The 16,188-nt window shown below is 74.2% G+C and carries 18 protein-coding genes; 10 read left to right on the forward strand and 8 right to left on the reverse strand.

Annotated elements, in window-relative coordinates:
* Positions 1-79: 79 nt before the first annotated feature.
* On the forward strand, positions 80-649 hold the full coding sequence (locus ACIPXC_RS12530; protein ID WP_401616201.1) for a hypothetical protein: 570 nt from the start codon (positions 80-82) through the stop codon (positions 647-649).
* A gap of 202 nt (positions 650-851) precedes the next feature.
* Here ACIPXC_RS12530 and ACIPXC_RS12535 read toward each other — a convergent pair whose 3' ends face one another.
* Positions 852-2,009 (reverse strand): glutamate--cysteine ligase, encoded by a 1,158-nt coding sequence (locus ACIPXC_RS12535; protein ID WP_401616203.1) that lies wholly within the window; start codon positions 2,007-2,009, stop codon positions 852-854.
* Between the two features lie 216 nt (positions 2,010-2,225).
* Here ACIPXC_RS12535 and ACIPXC_RS12540 point away from each other — a divergent pair, with 216 nt between their 5' ends.
* Entirely contained in the window at positions 2,226-3,488 is a 1,263-nt protein-coding gene (locus ACIPXC_RS12540; RefSeq protein ID WP_401616205.1) for an MFS transporter, read from the forward strand.
* A gap of 26 nt (positions 3,489-3,514) precedes the next feature.
* Here ACIPXC_RS12540 and ACIPXC_RS12545 read toward each other — a convergent pair whose 3' ends face one another.
* Positions 3,515-3,877 (reverse strand): cupin domain-containing protein, encoded by a 363-nt coding sequence (locus ACIPXC_RS12545; protein WP_401616206.1) that lies wholly within the window; start codon positions 3,875-3,877, stop codon positions 3,515-3,517.
* A gap of 48 nt (positions 3,878-3,925) precedes the next feature.
* Here ACIPXC_RS12545 and ACIPXC_RS12550 point away from each other — a divergent pair, with 48 nt between their 5' ends.
* Complete coding sequence (locus tag ACIPXC_RS12550; RefSeq protein WP_401616208.1) at positions 3,926-4,807, forward strand: AraC family transcriptional regulator; 882 nt, start codon at positions 3,926-3,928, stop codon at positions 4,805-4,807.
* Positions 4,756-5,211: an esterase-like activity of phytase family protein gene (locus ACIPXC_RS12555; protein ID WP_401616438.1), complete on the forward strand. Its 456-nt coding sequence runs from the start codon at positions 4,756-4,758 to the stop codon at positions 5,209-5,211. Before ACIPXC_RS12550 ends, ACIPXC_RS12555 begins: the two co-directional genes overlap by 52 nt.
* Positions 5,212-5,280: 69 nt before the next feature.
* On the opposite strand, the gene ACIPXC_RS12560 is transcribed toward ACIPXC_RS12555, so the two are convergent.
* Together ACIPXC_RS12560 and ACIPXC_RS12565 are read right to left on the reverse strand one after the other, a co-directional pair.
* The gene (locus ACIPXC_RS12560) at positions 5,281-6,633 is read right to left on the reverse strand and encodes a carboxyl transferase domain-containing protein (protein WP_401616210.1); all 1,353 of its coding nucleotides are present in this window, start codon (positions 6,631-6,633) and stop codon (positions 5,281-5,283) included.
* Positions 6,634-7,395: 762 nt separating this feature from the next.
* Positions 7,396-8,058 (reverse strand): LysE family transporter, encoded by a 663-nt coding sequence (locus ACIPXC_RS12565; protein WP_401616211.1) that lies wholly within the window; start codon positions 8,056-8,058, stop codon positions 7,396-7,398.
* 70 nt (positions 8,059-8,128) lie between these two features.
* Between ACIPXC_RS12565 and ACIPXC_RS12570 the strand changes: the two genes are divergently transcribed.
* Complete coding sequence (locus ACIPXC_RS12570; protein ID WP_401616213.1) at positions 8,129-8,569, forward strand: Lrp/AsnC family transcriptional regulator; 441 nt, start codon at positions 8,129-8,131, stop codon at positions 8,567-8,569.
* A gap of 29 nt (positions 8,570-8,598) precedes the next feature.
* Here ACIPXC_RS12570 and ACIPXC_RS12575 read toward each other — a convergent pair whose 3' ends face one another.
* Both ACIPXC_RS12575 and ACIPXC_RS12580 read right to left on the reverse strand, forming a co-directional pair.
* Positions 8,599-10,182 (reverse strand): GAF domain-containing protein, encoded by a 1,584-nt coding sequence (locus ACIPXC_RS12575; protein ID WP_401616215.1) that lies wholly within the window; start codon positions 10,180-10,182, stop codon positions 8,599-8,601.
* On the reverse strand, positions 10,179-11,216 hold the full coding sequence (locus ACIPXC_RS12580; protein WP_030841144.1) for a rod shape-determining protein: 1,038 nt from the start codon (positions 11,214-11,216) through the stop codon (positions 10,179-10,181). Before ACIPXC_RS12580 ends, ACIPXC_RS12575 begins: the two co-directional genes overlap by 4 nt.
* A gap of 211 nt (positions 11,217-11,427) precedes the next feature.
* Between ACIPXC_RS12580 and ACIPXC_RS12585 the strand changes: the two genes are divergently transcribed.
* Both ACIPXC_RS12585 and ACIPXC_RS12590 read left to right on the forward strand, forming a co-directional pair.
* Positions 11,428-12,138: an esterase/lipase family protein gene (locus ACIPXC_RS12585; protein ID WP_401616217.1), complete on the forward strand. Its 711-nt coding sequence runs from the start codon at positions 11,428-11,430 to the stop codon at positions 12,136-12,138.
* Positions 12,139-12,253: 115 nt separating this feature from the next.
* The gene (locus ACIPXC_RS12590) at positions 12,254-12,685 is read left to right on the forward strand and encodes a hypothetical protein (RefSeq protein WP_401616219.1); all 432 of its coding nucleotides are present in this window, start codon (positions 12,254-12,256) and stop codon (positions 12,683-12,685) included.
* Here ACIPXC_RS12590 and ACIPXC_RS12595 read toward each other — a convergent pair.
* Positions 12,676-13,269, reverse strand: a complete 594-nt coding sequence (locus ACIPXC_RS12595) for a hypothetical protein (RefSeq protein WP_401616221.1) — start codon at positions 13,267-13,269, stop codon at positions 12,676-12,678. The two genes, ACIPXC_RS12590 and ACIPXC_RS12595, sit on opposite strands and share 10 nt — an antisense overlap.
* 78 nt (positions 13,270-13,347) lie before the next feature.
* On the opposite strand from ACIPXC_RS12595, the gene ACIPXC_RS12600 reads away from it, so the two are divergent.
* Positions 13,348-14,106, forward strand: a complete 759-nt coding sequence (locus ACIPXC_RS12600) for a hypothetical protein (RefSeq protein ID WP_401616223.1) — start codon at positions 13,348-13,350, stop codon at positions 14,104-14,106.
* A 27-nt stretch (positions 14,107-14,133) separates the two neighbouring features.
* Here ACIPXC_RS12600 and ACIPXC_RS12605 read toward each other — a convergent pair whose 3' ends face one another.
* A complete protein-coding gene (locus ACIPXC_RS12605; protein WP_401616225.1) occupies positions 14,134-14,556 on the reverse strand; it encodes a MarR family winged helix-turn-helix transcriptional regulator in 423 nt (140 codons plus the stop codon).
* Positions 14,557-14,652: 96 nt separating this feature from the next.
* Between ACIPXC_RS12605 and ACIPXC_RS12610 the strand changes: the two genes are divergently transcribed.
* Complete coding sequence (locus ACIPXC_RS12610; RefSeq protein ID WP_401616227.1) at positions 14,653-15,675, forward strand: NADP-dependent oxidoreductase; 1,023 nt, start codon at positions 14,653-14,655, stop codon at positions 15,673-15,675.
* A 66-nt stretch (positions 15,676-15,741) separates the two neighbouring features.
* On the forward strand, positions 15,742-16,164 hold the full coding sequence (locus tag ACIPXC_RS12615; protein ID WP_030841164.1) for an organic hydroperoxide resistance protein: 423 nt from the start codon (positions 15,742-15,744) through the stop codon (positions 16,162-16,164).
* The last annotated feature ends 24 nt before the right edge of the window (positions 16,165-16,188 follow it).

The raw sequence follows: 16,188 nt of genomic DNA on the forward strand, positions 1-16,188 counted from the left end.
ACACCATGACAGGCCGCCGAGGGGGCCGCTCCCCGGCCCCCTCGGCGGGCTCCACCGCACACGAAGGACGGGAAGCCGAATGGAATACGGCCGTGTGACGGGCGGACGGGTACTGCGCCGACGCTCCTTCCGGGTGCTCGCCCTGCTCGTCCTCGCGCTGTTCTGCGGTGGGTCCGTGCTGGGGCTCTACGACGGGCTGTGGAGGGACGAACGGGACGGCTGGTTCGCGGCGGCGCTGCTGCTGGCCGCCGGATCGTTCGCCTACCGCATCACCCGCTCCCGGGTCCATGCCGGTGAGAGCTCTCTCACCGTGGTCAACCCGCTCTTCAGCTATGAGGTGCCCTACGGCTCGATCCACAGGATCGAGGTCAGCGGGTCCGGGAGCCTGACCGTGCTCCCGAAGGAGCGGGTCGCGGACACCGAGGGCGAGGGGTACCTCGTGGTCGGGTTCGCGGGCTCTCTGCTCGACCGCTTCTTCAAGACCTCCGACAAGGCGGCCGCCGAGCTCAAGAAGTACCGCAGCCGGGGCCGACGCGCCCCCGGGGCGGACGGTCCGGTGCACCGCAAGGTGGTTGCCGACGTCGTCGCGGACGCCATGCTGCTGACGGCGGCCGTCTGCGCGTTGTGTGCCCTGGTCTTCGGCCGGTAGCCGTATCCGTATCCGTAGCAGCAGCGGTTGCGGCGGTCGACCGGGCGCGGACCCGGTGGGCCGGTTCCCTGACCCACGCCTCCGATCGGCCCTGACCGGCATCCCGCCGGTCAGGGCCGATCGCTGTTCGTGGCCCGATCCGAACGGACCGACCTGTTCCGCCGGGGCGGGACCGCGGGCCGGGGCCAGGGCCGGGGACCGGCTAGAAGTCCTCCGTTTCGTCCACGAGGTGGCGCAGGACGTCCGCCAGGTCCTGGCGGCGGGCGTACGCGGCGCGCTGGCGGTGGGCGCCCGAGCCGTCGCGCAGGAGGCCGGCCAGGGTCTTGGCGGCGTGGTCGAGGTCGCCGGCGGCGGCCAGTTCCGGGGCGATCAGGTCCAGCAGGGCCTCCGCGAGGTCGGCCGCCGGGAGTTCCGTTCCCGTGTACGGGTCGAGGCCGAAGCCCTCCAGGCCGTCGTGGGCCGCCCGCCAGCGCGCCAGGCGCAGCACGTCGTCCCGTACGGCCGGCTCGGGGCGCTGCTCGGCGATCTCGCGGAGCGCGGTGGCGACCAGGGCGCGGGACAGTTCGGCCTGGAGGACCGCCGAGTCGACGTCCGGGGACATGTCCGGTGCGCGGAACTCCAGCGTCGGCCAGTGCCCGGAGGGCCGGAGGTCCCAGTAGACCATCTTGGTGTCCAGGGCCGCCCCGGAGCCGAGCAGGGTCTGCACGGAGCGCCGGAAGTGGGCCGTGGACGTGAAGTGCGGGGGCAGGCCCGCCGAGGGCCACCCGGACCAGGCCATCGCACGCCAGCTGCAGTGACCGGTGTCACGGCCGCCCCAGAACGGCGAGTTGGCGGCCAGCGCGATCAGCGTGGGCAGCCATGGTCTGATCCGGTTGGACACCGCCACCGCCGTGTCCACGTCGAGTGTGCCGATGTGGACGTGCCGGCCGCAGCTGACCAGGGTGTCGGTGAGCGCGCCGAAGCGGCGGTGCTGCTCGCGCTGGCGCGGCTCGTCATCCGTCAGGTGCAGCGGCCCGTCGACCGCGACGACCGGCGAGGGTGCGGCCAGGAGCCGGCAGCCGTGGGCGCGGGCCGCCCGGCCGAGGGTGCGCCGCAGCGCGGCGAGCTCGGCGCGCAGCGAGGACGCCGAGTCGGCGACCGGGGTGGATATCTCCACCTGGTAGCGGGTGCCCTCGGGATGCATTTCGCCCGGCAGTCCGTCGGCCGTCGCCAGGACCAGCGGGGCGGCGGGGACCACCCGGAGGGTGCGGGCGTCGACGAGCAGGAACTCCTCCTCGACGCCGACGGTGAGGGGTACGGTGGGGCGCACCGTGTTCTGCGTCGTGCCGGTGCTCGTGGTGCTGTTGCCAGGATCGATCACTACGCCTCCCTGGACATACGAGTCTTTTCATCATGAGCTGAACACGAGGTGAGGAGCGCGCGGCGAATCAGTCAAATGTGCGGTGATAGTGGCGGGTTACCGGCAACGGCTCGCCCGCGCCGGGAGGCCGGAGCAGCATGGGGCGACTGTTGCCGGTGTGCGAAGCGGGCAGGCGGCACCCTGGGGGCACCGACGGGCCGATGCTTATCATCCGATGTGACTCGTACTAGTGCGCCAACCCGCCCCCGACGGCGGATATTCGCCGACCTCACCCCGCTGCGCACGTCCCCGGACTACCGGAGACTGTGGTTCGGCGGGACGATCTCCTGGGTCGGCCAGGCGATGACCGCCCTCGCGATCTCGCTCCAGGTCTACGACATCACCCGCTCAAGTTTCGCCGTCGGGCTCGTGGGGCTCTTCTCCCTCGTCCCCCTGATCGTCTTCGGCCTCTACGGCGGGGCCATCGCCGACACCGTGGACCGGCGGGGGCTCGGCCTCTACAGCTCACTCGGCGCCGCGGGGCTGTCGGTCGCGCTCGCCGTGGCCGCGCTGCTCGGACAGCACCACGTCTGGTTCCTGTACGCCGTCGTCGCGCTCCAGGCCGTCTGCGGGGCACTCACCGGCCCGGCGCGGTCCGCCATGATCCCCAGGCTGCTGCCCGCGGAACAGCTGCCCGCGGCCAACGCCCTCAACTCCGTGACCATGACCTTCGGGACGATGGTCGGCCCCGCGCTGGGCGGTCTGATCGTCGCCCTCGGGGGGTACGAGTGGGCGTACCTGGTCGACGCCGTCACCTTCACCGCCGCGCTCTACGCGATGTGGCGGCTGCCGTCGATGAAGCCGGACCGGGCGGAGGGCGCGCGGGGGCGGGCCTCCGTCGTCGACGGACTGCGCTTCCTCGGTACCCGGCCCAACATCCGGATGACGTTCTTCACCGACATGGCCGCCATGGTGCTGGCCCAGCCGAAGGCGCTGTTTCCCGCCATCGCCGTGCTCTGGTACGGGGACGACGCGAGGACGGTCGGCCTCATGGTGGCCGCGATCGCCGCCGGGGCGCTGCTCGGCGGGCTGTTCTCCGGCTGGCAGGCACGGATCCGGCGGCACGGGCTGGCGATCCTGCTCGCCGTCGCCGGATGGGGGCTGGCCATCGCGGTGTTCGGCCTCACGCGGAACCTGTGGCTGGGGTTGTTCTTCCTGGCTCTGGCCGGGTACGCGGACACCGTCTCGATGGTGTTCCGCACCACCATGCTGCAGGCCGCCACCCCCGACGACATGCGGGGGCGCCTCCAGGGCGTCTTCATCGTGGTCGTCGCGGGCGGGCCCCGGCTCGGGGACTTCCTCGCCGGGACCGCCGCCGACCTGACCTCCCCGGCCGTCGCGGTCACGGGCGGCGGGCTGGCCTGCGTCCTGGTGGTGGGCCTGCTGGCGCTGCGCTGGCGCAACTTCGCCCGCTACGACGCCCACTCCCCGCAGGCCTGACCGCTGCGACCGCGGGGCCGGGCGGGCTACGCGTCCACCGGCTCCCGGGTGCGGGTGCCGCCCGCGGTGCCGGTGTTGGTGGTGCCGGACGGTTCGAAGAGCAGGATGTGGGCCTCCTCGTCCGCGGCCGGGCAGTGTTCCGTGCCGCGCGGGACGACGTACATCTCGCCGGGGCCCAGGACCACGTCCCCGTCCCGCAGGCGGATCGTCAGGGTTCCGGCCACGACGAGGAAGAGCTCGTCGGTGTCCTCGTGCGCGTGCCACACGAACTCGCCCCGGACCTTGGCGACTTTGACCTCGTAGTCGTTGACGCGGGCGATGCGGCGCGGCGCCCAGTGCTCGGTGAAACCGGCCAGCTTGCCGGCGATGTCGATCTTTTGTGTCGTCATGCGGACAGCCTGGCGGCGCGTTTGCGGAGGGTCTTGTACGTTCCTGGCATGGCCGCGATACGTCCGCGCAGCACCGTCAGTGCCTGGCGGCCGCCGGTGCCGGGCATCGCCGAGGTCTTCCACGCCCGCTTCACCGAGCACGCGTACCCGGCCCACGTGCACGACACCTGGGCGCTGATGATCGTGGACGGCGGACGGGTGGACTTCGCCCTCGACCGGGAGCGGCACGGCGTCGGGGTCTCGGACGCGGTGGTCCTGCTCCCGCCCGGCGTGGTCCACGACGGGCGGACCGTGACCGAGGCGGGCTTCCGCAAGCGCGTCCTGTACCTGGACACCTCGGTGCTGCCGGAACGGCTGACCGGAGCGGCCGTGGACGCGCCGCTGCTGGCCGACCCCGCGCTGCGCGAGCGCGTGCACGCGCTGCACCTGGCACTCGGGGAACGGGACCGGGACCCCCTGGAGGCCCAGTCGCGGCTGGCCTTCGTAGGGGAGCGGCTGCACCGGTGGCTCACTGGGCGCGCGCCGGCGGGGTACGGGGCGCCGGCCCCGGCGGGGCTTGCCGTACGGCTGCGCGAGCTGCTGGACGCGCGCGTGGTGGAGGGGATCGCGTTGGAGGAGGCGTCGGCGCGGCTCGGCCACGCCCATCCCACCCACCTGATCAGGAGCTTCCGGAAGGCCTACGGGCTGCCGCCGCACGCGTACCTGACGGGGCGCAGGGTGGCGCTGGCGCGGGAACTGCTGCTCGCGGGGGCGGGGCCCGCGGCGGCGGCCGCGGAGGCCGGCTTTTACGACCAGGCGCACCTCACGCGGCACTTCGCCCGGCACGTCGGGACCAGTCCGGCCCGGTTCGCCCGATCGGGGCGGGCGTCGAGGGGCCGCTGGCCGGTGACAGCGAGGACGCCCAGGGGCGCACGCTCCAGCGGATCCTGACCTGGGAGCGGGGCCGCGAGCGCGAATTCCGGCTGGGACGACAGTACGCCTACCCGGTGGACGCCGGGCACGGCCTCGTGGAACTCGCCCCCACCCGGGACGGCCGGCTGATTGTCCTGGAGCGCGGCTTCACCCGGGAGTTCGCCATCACCGTGCGGCTGTACGTCGCCGACCCGCTGGGCGCGACGGACACCTCGAAGGTCGAGGCGCTGGCCGCGGGCCCCGGGCTGCGGGTCGCCCGCAAGACGGCGCTCGGGGACCTCGACGGCTGCCCGACGCCGGGTGCGCCGTCGAAGCTTCCGCAGAACCACCCGCTGGTCGACAACGTCGAGGGCATGGTCGTCATCGGGGAGGACGGGCGCGGCCGGATGCGGCCGGATGCGGCTGCTGCTGGTCAGCGATGACAACGAGCTGGCCCAGCAGGTGACGAGGCTCTACCGGATGGACGCCCGGCTGCCGGCCCGTCGGCGCGACTAGGGGGTGTCCGGCGGGGCGACGATGCCGCGGGCGACGCCCAGGGAGACCAGGTCCTGGGGGCGGATGCGGAGCTGGTCGGCCGTGGCCGCGGCGGCCGACGGGGGGCGCTTGAGGATGGCCGCGGCCAGTTCCGGGGCGATGACCGAGAAGTAGCTGTCCGGGGTCACCCAGGTGTTGCCCGGCGCGGCCAGCGCGAGGGCGCCGCCCGAACCGCCCTCGCCGATCAGGAGGGTGGTGACGGGGACGGTGGCCGCCGCCAGCGCGGCGAAGGTGTCGGCGATGGCGGCGCCCGCGCCCGCGTGCTCCGCGGCGGCGTCGTTCGCCGCGCCGGGGGTGTCCACCAGGGTGAGCACGGCGACCCCGAGCCGGTCCGCGAGGCGGACCACGCGGGCGGCCGTACGGTATCCGGCCGGGCGGGTGGCCGTCCCGCACTGGGCGGCGTAGGCCACGGCCCGGCCCTCCCGCAGTCCGAACCCGCACAGCATCCCCGGGTCCGTACCGCCCGCACGGTCCCCGGAGAGGTGCAGGCGCAGCTCGAAGTACGCGTCCAGGTACGCCTCGGCGCGCGGCCGGCCGGGGTCGCGGGCCTGCCGTACCGCGTCCCAGCCGGTGGCGGGCGGCCGTACGTCGGCCAGCGCGGCCGGGGGCTCGACCGGCTCGCCGGAGCGGGGCGCGGCCAGGACGCGGAGCCAGTTCGCGAGGGTCCCCGGCAGGTGGGCGGCGGGGACCACGGCGTCCACGTGCCCGGCGGCGTACTGGCCCTCGGCGCTGTACGCCGCCGGGTCCGCGTCCGCCGGCCGCACCCGGGACCCGGCGAAGCCCACCTGGGCGCCGGGCAGCGCGAGGACCACGTCGGCGCCGGCCCCGAGGGTGGCCCAGCCGCCCCCGGTGGTCGGATCGCGCAGGACGGCGAGCTGGGGGAGTCCGGCGGCCCGGGTCAGGACGCTCTGGCGGGCCACGCGCTGCAGTTGCGTCAGCGCGAGCATGCCCTCCTGCATCCGGGAGCCGCCCGTGGCGATGAGCGAGACCAGGGGCAGGCGGTGCTCGCGGGCGTGTGCGTACGCGGCTTCGAGCCGGTCGCCGGTGCGCTGCCCCAGGGAACCGCCGAGGAAGCCGAACTCGAAGGAGATCAGGACGGCTTCGCGACCGCCGACGCGGGCGGTGCCGGTGACGACGGACTCCTGCTCGCCGGTGCGCCCGGCGGCGCGGGCGCGGGAGGCGTCGTACCCGGACCAGGCCAGCGGGCCGTCGGCGGGGGACTCGCGGTGGGGAGCGGGCAGTTCGGCGAAGGTGCCGGGGTCGGTCACGGAGGCGATGGCCGCGCGGGCCGAGAGGCGGGTCGTCGTCACGGGTGCACCCCAGGTCGGATCGGTCGAAGTCGTCTCCGGGCGACAGTACTTCGGCCGGCCGGAGGCGGGCAGCCCGCGAACCGGTCGGCGTACGGCGCCCCGACGGCCGTGGCCAGGCCGGCGAGCAGCAGCCGGAGCGGGGTCTCGGCGAGGCGGGGGCTGGAGGCCGGGCGGGCGCCGAGGTGTCCGTCGATCAGGCCGGCCCCGCTGCACGGCCCGGGGAGCCAGCCCGGGGAGCCAGTCCAAGGAACCAGCACGGGGGACCGGCATGGGGGACCGGTCCGGGGTGACGTCGCCGGTGGCGGCCAGGGAGAGCTGGGCGTACGTGGCGGCGCCGACGGCCGAGGTGGCGAAGGCGGCAGCCGGGGCGGCGGGCGCGACGGCGACCGGCGCCCCGTGGCCGGCCGGAACGGGGCCGAGCCGCGAGCCGCCGCCGATCCCGTGGACGCCCCCGGCCACGCCGACGGTCAGGGCCAGTGCCGTCGTGGCGCGGGGCGAGGGCGGGCGCGGCGGCAGCCACAGCCCGAGGGGCAGTGGCAGCACCGCGACGAGGAGGCGGACGCGCGGCCGGGGACGGCGGGCCCGCGGATCACCGCGCCGAGGACGACGCCGGGCACGGTCCCGGCGACGGCCGTGACGTCGGGGAGGAGGTGGGCCGGTGGCACCTCCGCGGGTGCCGGACGGTCCGCCGTCGTCGGTGGCGGCGTAGTAGCCGAAAGGAACGGCCATGTCGGCAAGCAACACACCGGCACCGGCACGCGGTCAGGGCAGCGGCAGGGCGATCTTCACCGCGTAGGCGGCCACCAGGCCGTAGCCCAGGCGGAAGGTCCAGACGCGGGCGGTGGCGGAGATGCGGGCGCCCGCGAGGGAGCCCAGCGCGACGAGGGCCTGCTGCCAGAGGAGGGAGGCGGCGCCGACGCCGACGAGGAAGGCGGCTCCCGACGGGCCGGAGCCGAGGGTGGCGCCCTGGGCGGTGGTGAGGGCGGCGAAGTAGAGGGCGGTGGTGGGGTTGATCGCGGTCAGGGCGACATAGCGGGCGAAGGCCTTGGCCGGCCGCACGTCGGTGGCCGTTCGCGTGGTTCCCCCGGTGCCGGCGTCCTGTCCGGGATCCGGCGTCGGCGCGACCGCCGCCTCCGAGCGGGCCCCGGAGAGGCCGCGGGCCGCGATGGCCAGCAGGATCACGGCCGAGGCCAGCCGCACCCACGCCTCGACGGGGGCGACGTGTGAGGCAACCCAGGGGCCCAGGGCGGTGGCGAGGGCCGCGTAGCCGAGGTCGACCACGGCGATGCCCGTGGCCGCGGCAACAGCCGTCCGGCGGTGCCGCATCGCCTCCTGGAGCAGCAGCACGCTCATCGCACCCATCGGCATCGCCACGCCCAGACCGGCGGCGGCGCCCGCCAGCGCCGGTGTCATCAGTTCGCTCATACGGGCGAGGGTCGGGCCTCGTGCCCGCGGTATGGACGCGGATATCGGGTGCGACTGCGAGAATCGCGGCATGGACCGCCTCGACAGGGAAATCCTCGGCATCCTGCAGCAGGATGCGCGGATCTCGTACCGTGATCTCGGCGTCCGCGTCGGCCTCAGCGCCAACGCCACCGCGGACCGGGTGCGGCGGATGCGCCGGGAGGGGGTGATCCGCGGGTTCACCGTGGTGGTCGATCCGGCCGCCGACACCGCCGGCGGTCTCGTCGTCTTCATCGACGTCACCCTCCGCCAGGACACCACCAATGAGGAGTTCGAGCGTCGGGTCGCGGGGCTGCCAGGGATCACCGAGGTCGTCCATGTGACCGGTGCGCACGACTACCTCGTACGCGCCCGGGCCGCCGACCCCGCAGCCCTGGACGGCCTGCTGCGCCGCCTGAAGCGGGAGGCCGGGGTGGCCCAGTCCAACACCCGGATCGCCCTGCGCGCTGCCGACCGCCCCGGCCGTCCCTGACGCACCGCCCCGGTTAGGCCGCGCCGCTGTCAGAGCGCCGACTCCCAGGCGAACGACGTGCCCGGTGCCCCCGCTTCCGTACGCCCGTCGTCGGTCACGGTCAGGCGGACCCGGCCGGGGGAGGACGCGTCCACCACCACCTCGATCGAGGTGACCCGGTCGCGCCGGTGCGCTGCGGCCAGGGCGCCGCGCAGGGCCGCGAGCAGGTCGCCCGCCACGGTCGGCGGGAGCAGGGCGTCCACCGCACCCGCGAAGTGCACCGACGGCTGGAAGCCGAGCAGGACCGCCGCGCCGTTCGTCTCGCGCAGGACCCGCCCCCGGAAGGTGGTCGGGGCGTCGGTCGGCGGTTGCTGGAGGGCGAAGATGGCCGTGCGGACCTCCTGGATGGTGGAGTCCAGCTCGTCGACGGCGCGGGCGAGTTCGTCGCCGACGGTGTCCCCGCAGGGGGCGTTCTCGGCGCGCCGCCGTGTGCTCTCCAGCATCATCTCGGTGGCGAAGAGCCGCTGGACCACCAGGTCGTGCAGGTCCCGCGCGATCCGGTCGCGGTCCTCGTACACCGCGAGCTGCTCCCGGTCGTGCTGGGCGCCGGCCAGGACGAGGGCCAGCGCGGCCTGCGAGGCGAACTGCGAGGCGAGCAGCCGGTCCACCGCGTCGTACGCCGGGCCGCCCCGGGCGCGCGGCAGGGCCAGGGTGCCGATCAGCCGGCCGCCGCTCTGGAGCGGAAGCATCATGCTCGGCCCGAACCGCATCCGGACGTGCGTGGTCATCCGCGGGTCGGTGGCCGAGTCGTCGACGAAGACGGGCTCGCCGCCGAGGAGTTGTTCCAGTACCGGCGATCCGGGGGCGATGGCCGTCCCCACGAGGTCCCCGGGGTCCCCCGGGGTGGAGGCGGCCACGATCTCCATGCCGCCCTCGGGCGTCGGCTGGAGCACCACCCCGGCCGCGGCGCCGGCGAGCAGCCGGGCCCGTTCGGCCACGCACATCAGCGCGTCCGCCGCGGGACGTCCCGCCAGCAGGGTCGTGGTCACGGCGGCGGCCCCGTCGATCCAGCGCTCCCGGCGGCGCGCGGTCTCGTACAGCCTGGCGTTGCCGATCGCTATGCCGGCCTGCGCGGCCAGGACGCGCACCAGGGCGAGGTCCTCCTCGGTGAAGGGGCCGCCGCCGTGCTTCTCGGTGAGGTAGAGGTTGCCGAAGACCTCGGTGTGGACCCGGATCGGGACGCCGAGGAAGCTGTGCATGGGCGGGTGGCCGGGTGGGAGGCCGGCCGCCCGGGGGTCCTGGGTGAGGTCGTCCAGGAGCAGCGGCCGGGGGTCCCGGGCGAGGACCCCGAGCAGGCCGGAGCGGCCGTCGGGCAGGTGGGGGACGGCCGCCCGCTGCTCCTCGGTCAGGCCCGACGTGAACAGCGCGGTCACCAGGACGCGCTCGGGGTCGAGGATCCCGAGCGCGCCGTACCGGGCCGAGCACAGCTCGGCGGCGGAGTCCACGACGTGCTGGAGTGTGGCGCGCAGTTCCAGTTCGGAGCCGACGCTCAGTACGGCCTCCAGCAGCACGGGGAGGCCCGCCGGGGCCTCGTCGGGCCGGTCGGCGGGCCTCTCCTGCTCTGCGTCCGTCATCCGGCCAGCGGGTTGAGGACCATGGGTGCGATCTTCCCTTCGAGCATCGCGCCGAGACCCATGACGGCGCACACGTCCGGTCGTTCGGCGATGGCGACGGGCATTCCGGTGGCGTCCCGCAGCATCTGGTCCAGGCCCGGCAGCAGGGCGCTGCCGCCCACCATCATGATTCCCCGGTCCGTCAGGTCGGCCACCAGGTCGGGCGGGCAGTCGCGCAGTACCTTGCCGATCCCGTCGAGGACGGCGGTCAGCGGGGTGTGGATGGCGTCGCGTACGGCCGCGGTGTCCACGTGGACGGAACGTGCCAGGCCGGTGGCCACGTCACGGCCGTGGATGAGGGTGGACGCGGGCCCCTCGGAGGTGAGGCCGTTGCCGTGCAGGGCCAGTTGGAGCGGCCGGACGGCCTGGCTGGGCAGCATCAGTTCGTGCGCGTGGCGCAGGTGCTGGACGACGGCGTGGTCGATGGCCTCGCCGCCGACGGGGATCCGCTGGGCGGTGACGATCGAGCCGAGGGAGAGGACGGCGACCTGGGTGGCCGCGGCCCCGCACACCATGATCATCGTCGCGGTCGGCTGCTCCACGGGCAGTCCGCAGCCGACGGCCGCCGCGATCAGGGTGTCGACCAGTTCGACGCGCCGCGCTCCGAGCCCGACCAGGGTCTCCACCGCCGCGCGCTGGGCGAGCGGGTCCGCGTCGTGCGGGGTGCAGGCGGCCGCCCGCAGCCTGGGCTTGCGCCGCAGTGCGCGCCGCAGCTTCTCGCCGAGGAGGTGGCGCAGCATCCGCTGGGCCATCTCGATGTCGACGACGGTGCCGCCGGAGACGGGGCGCACGACCCTGATGTAGTCGGGCGTGCGGCCGGTCATCCGCTCGGCGAAGGTGCCGACGGCGATGAGTGCGCCGGTGCGCGTGTTGACCGCGGCGACGCTGGGTTCGTCGACCACGAGGCCGGCGCCCTTGACGTACACGCGGGTCCTGGCCGCCCCCAGGTCGACGGCGACGTGGCAGCGGCGCAACTGCTCAAGACTGACGGTCACGGCAGTACCTCCCGAGAGCGCTGACGCAAGAGGACCGGCGGAAGTGCCGGCCGCTTGTCCTATCATCCCGGGCATTCGGGACTATCCGCCCGTTGGAATGCTCCGGCCGTGGGTGTGTCGCGGCTGCATGGGGGTGGATTTCTGTACCGACAGGCACCACCATGCCCGCACCGCACGCGCTACTCGCGCGTAACAAGGTATGGGGGCACAGATGCTGACGGTACGACAGGGGGTGCTCGCGCTCCTGACGCTCTGCCCGGCGCTCACCATGTCCGCCGCGGCCCATGCCGCCGGCCGGGGGCCGGTCCTCGCCGCTGACCCGGCATCACCGCGCAGCCCGGTGGTCTTCGTGCACGGGTACAACGCCGACCCCGGCGTCTGGGGAGCCCTCCGCGCCGACCTGCGCGCCGACGGGTACACCGACGCGGAGCTGTTCTCCTTCGGCTACGACACCCACCGGTCGGTCAACGAGGTCCTCGCCGGAAGGCTGGGCGCCTACGTCGAGCAGGTCCGCCGGGAGACCGGCGCGGCCAGGGTCGACGTCGTGGCCCACTCCTTCGGCTCGCTGGTGAGCCGCTGGTACGTCAAGTTCGGCGGGGGCACCGCCACCGTGGACCACTGGGTGTCGCTGGCCGGCCCCAACCGCGGCACCTCCACCGCGTGGGCCTGCGCCCTGTGGGACCAGGCGTGCCGGGACATGACCCCCGGGTCGTACGTGGTGAAAAACCTGGGCAGCGGGGACGCCACCCCGGGCGCGGTGAAGTACGCGACCTTCTGGTCGCACTGCGACGAGGTGATCAACCCCGACGACAGCGTCCCGCTCCCGGGCGCCACCAACACCCCGGTCGGCTGCCTGAAGCACAACGACCTGCTCGCCGACGACGGGACCTCGGCCGGAGTGCGCGCCTTCCTCGCGTCCTAGGCCGACAGGGCCTGGGGGTGTCGTGGGTGCCGGGTGGCGGACGGTGCTGACGCGCTGCTTAGGGGGCGCGGGCGACAGTGGGGGAGGCCGCCGCGTCCTGAGGGGGGAAATGCCGATGCCGGACCGGGTCCGCGCCCGCGCCACCGACGAACGGCCCGCGCCGCCGCGGCGTCCCGTCACCCGTCTGCGCCTCACCTGCCTGTACGGCGGGGTGTTCATGCTGGCCGGGACGGCCTTCCTGGCCGTGGCCCTCCTGCTGGCCGAGCAGGCCGTGAGCAGGGGCAGCGAGCCGGTTCTGGGCCTGGGCGCCGAGAAGAGGGCCGTCCTGGCGCCGGCCGACTGCCCGGGGCCGAGGGCCGGCGAGCCGCCCTCCTGCACCTCCCCCGGCCGGGAGCGCCCCCACGAACCGCTGTTCTTCTCGGCCCTGCCGCTCCTGGCCGTGCTCGGCCCCCTGTCGGTCGGCGCGGGATACGTGACGGCCGGGTACGCCCTGTCGAGAGTCCGCAGGATCACCCGTACGGCCCGCGGCGCCTGCCGTCACGCCTGAGGACCGGCCATGGTGACGCGCTGGAGCAGGCCGTAGGTGAACTCCGCCACGCAGGGCCGTCCCCGCGCGGTGAAGGCGAGGCGCCAGCGGGTCGGCGCGGTGCCCTCCATCGGCCGGACCGGCGCGAAGGCCCGCGCCACCTCGTCCACCGTCGCTGACCAGGGCAGCAGGTCGTCCGGCGAGTCCAGTACGGGCCCCCGCGCGCCCGGGGCCCGGACGAGCCACTCGTTCCACACCGCCCCGTCCGGCGCGGCCAGCACCTCGAAGCGCAGGTCCGGCCAGAGCGGCAGCGGCCACAGCAGGGCCTCGCACTCCAGGTCGCCGATCGCGCGGTGCCCGGTGGACTCGGGCGGTCCGAGCACCGAGCGGTACCGGGCCAGCGCCGCCCCGCGCGAACGCGACCGGGGGTCCCCCCGGACGGAGTTCGGGGAACGGACCATCGCCTGCCAGCGCTTGTTCGCCTCCCGCTGGTCCGCGAGCGAGGCTCCCAGCCGCCGTCGGGCCTCGTCGACGAGGTCGGGCTGGAAGTCCGCCATCCGCCGCAACAGCACCAACTGGAACGCCGCAGGCCCGAAAGAAGTCATGGAGGAAACGATTCCACACAGGATCCTTACGTTCTCGGGATCCGCTGGTTGTCCCCCAGCGCGTAGCCTGCGGGCGCCATGAACTACTGCCACGCCTGCCGGAGGCACCTCAACGGCGCACTGGCGTGCGCCGGATGCGGAACGCCCGCCGAGTACCTGATCCCCGCCGCCCCCACCGCCGGGCCGCCCGCGCCGCCCGCGGTCGAGGGGGCCGCCGCCGCTCCGCCGGCCGCCCTGGCCGACGTCTTCGCCGACTCCCTCGTGGTGCTCTCGGCCCCGGAGGGGCACAGGTCCGGCGCCCGCCGCCGGGCCGCGAACCGGCGCCGCCGCCGTACCGTGGTGTCACTCTCGCTCGGGGTGCTGCTCGCCGCCGCGGGCTCCGTGACGGTCGCGGGCATGGCCGCCGACGGGGAGCGCACCGACCGGGCCTCCGAGGTGGTCCTGACGGAGGACGCGCCCCGGGATCCCGCTCCGCTGCCGGACGCACCGACGGCCGGTGCGTCCACGGGGCCGGGGCAGGCCACCGTGAAGGCCCCGGGCGCGGCCACGAAGAAGGCCGGCTCCCCGGCGCCCTCCGAGAGCACCGCGCAGCCCGGTCCGACCGGCGCCGCGTCCTCCCCCGTCCCCGCCTCGTCGGCTCGGGTCTCCCGCACCCCCGGTCCGGGGACGTCCGTACAGGGCGGCGGTACGGGTTCGCCGTCACCCGGCGGCAGCCCCACCCCCACTCCCACTCCCACCCCGACCCGGACGCCGACCCCGACCCGGACGCCGACCCCGACCCGGACGCCGACGCCGGAGCCGACCGAGGACTGCTGGATCTTCTGCGGCTGGTTCTGAGCGGTCGCGGGGGCCGCTCGCCGGGTGTCAGCCCAGCATCCGCTTGAGCAGGTCCCGCAGCACTGCCCGCTCCGCCGGGGACAGCCCGGCCAGGGGCTCGCGCGCGAAGTCCAGCGACTCGCGTAGCCGCTCCGCCGTCCGCAGCCCCTCCTCGGTGGGGGCGGCCAGCTTGACCCGCCGGTCGGCGGGGTCCGGACGGCGCTCCACCAGGCCGCGGCCCTCCAGCCGGTCGATGATGCCCGTCACGTTCGAGGGCTCGCACCGGAGCTTCTGCGCGATGCGGCGCATGGGCGTCGGCTCCAGGGAGAGCAGGTTCAGCACCTTGGCCTGGGCGCCGGTCAGCTGATGGCTGGCCGCCGCGTGCTCGTACTCCATGTGGTACCGGCTCACGACGTCACCGATGAGTTCGACGACCTCGACGGTCACTGGGTCTGCGCGATGACTGGACATGGATCCAGCGTACCCACTTACTTGACAACATGAAATATCCAGGCGCATGGTTGTTTCACCTAGTGAACCAATTTCGTTCTGACCAGGAGCGCCGCAATGTCTGAGATCCCCGCCGTGAGCCGCGAGTGGCACCTCGTCCGTCGCCCGCAGGGCTGGCCCGTCGCCGAGGACTTCGCCCTGCGCGAGGTGCCCGTCGACGCCGAGCCCGCCGCCGGCCGGATCCTCGTGCGCAACCTGCACATGTCCGTGGACCCGTACATGCGCGGCCGCATGAACGACGCGCGGTCCTACATCCCGCCCTTCCAGCTCGACCGGCCGATGGAGGGCGGCGCGGTCGGCGAGGTCGTCGCCTCCAACGCCGAGGGCTTCGCCGTCGGCGACCACGTCCTGCACGGCCTGGGCTGGCGCGAGTACGCGGAGCTCGACGCCCAGCACGCCACCAGGGTCGACGCCTCCCTCGCCCCGCTCTCCACCTACCTCGGTGTCCTCGGTATGCCGGGCCTGACCGCCTATGCCGGCCTCTTCGAGGTCGCCTCCTTCAAGGAGGGCGACTCCGTCTTCGTCTCCGGCGCCGCGGGTGCGGTCGGCGGCCTCGTCGGCCAGTTCGCGAAGATCAAGGGCGCGTCCCGGGTCATCGGCTCCGCCGGGTCGGACGAGAAGGTGACGCTCCTCACGCAGAAGTACGGCTTCGACGCCGCCTTCAACTACAAGAACGGCCCCGTCGCCGAGCAGCTGCCCGCCGCCGCCCCCGAGGGCATCGACGTCTACTTCGACAACGTCGGCGGCGACCACCTGGAGGCCGCCATCTCCTCCATGAACGTGAACGGCCGCGCCACCCTCTGCGGAGCGATCGCCCACTACAACGACACCGAGGCCGCCCCCGGCCCGCGCAACCTGATGCAGGTCATCGGCAAGCGGCTGCGCCTGCAGGGCATCCTCGTCAACGACCACGCCGGTCTCCAGCAGCAGTTCGTCCAGGACGTCGCCGGGTGGCTGCGCTCCGGTGAGCTGCGCTACGACGAGACGGTCGTCGAGGGCGTGGAGAACGCCACCTCCGCCTTCCTCGGCATGCTCCGCGGAGAGAACACCGGAAAGATGATCGTTTCCTTCACCGGTTAGGCTCACCCCACAGCCGTCGTGACCCGTGGGCGCGAGTCGCGGCGATCACCAGGAGGAACATTCTTCATGTCCATCCAGCAGTCCGACGTCGCGTACACCGCCGTGGCCACCGCCGAGAACGGCCGCGACGGCCGCGTCGCCACCAACGACGGCCGGCTCGACGTCGTTGTGAACCCGCCCAAGGAGCTCGGTGGCTCCGGCGCCGGCACCAACCCGGAGCAGCTCTTCGCCGCCGGCTACAGCGCCTGCTTCCAGGGCGCCCTGGGCGTCGTCGCCAAGAACGTGAACGCCGACATCTCCGGCTCCACGGTCACCGCCGAGGTCGGCATCGGCAAGAACGACGACGGCTTCGGCCTGATCGTCAAGATCTCCGCCGTGATCCCGAACGTGGACGCCGCCACCGCCAAGGAGCTCATCGAGAAGGCCCACGAGGTCTGCCCGTACTCCAAGGCCACCCGTGGCAACATCACCGTCGAGCTCGCCGTCTGATCTGGCAGCCGCACAGCGAAGGCC

This window comes from Streptomyces sp. NPDC090021 (assembly GCF_044748225.1).
In the GTDB taxonomy this organism is placed as follows: domain Bacteria; phylum Actinomycetota; class Actinomycetes; order Streptomycetales; family Streptomycetaceae; genus Streptomyces.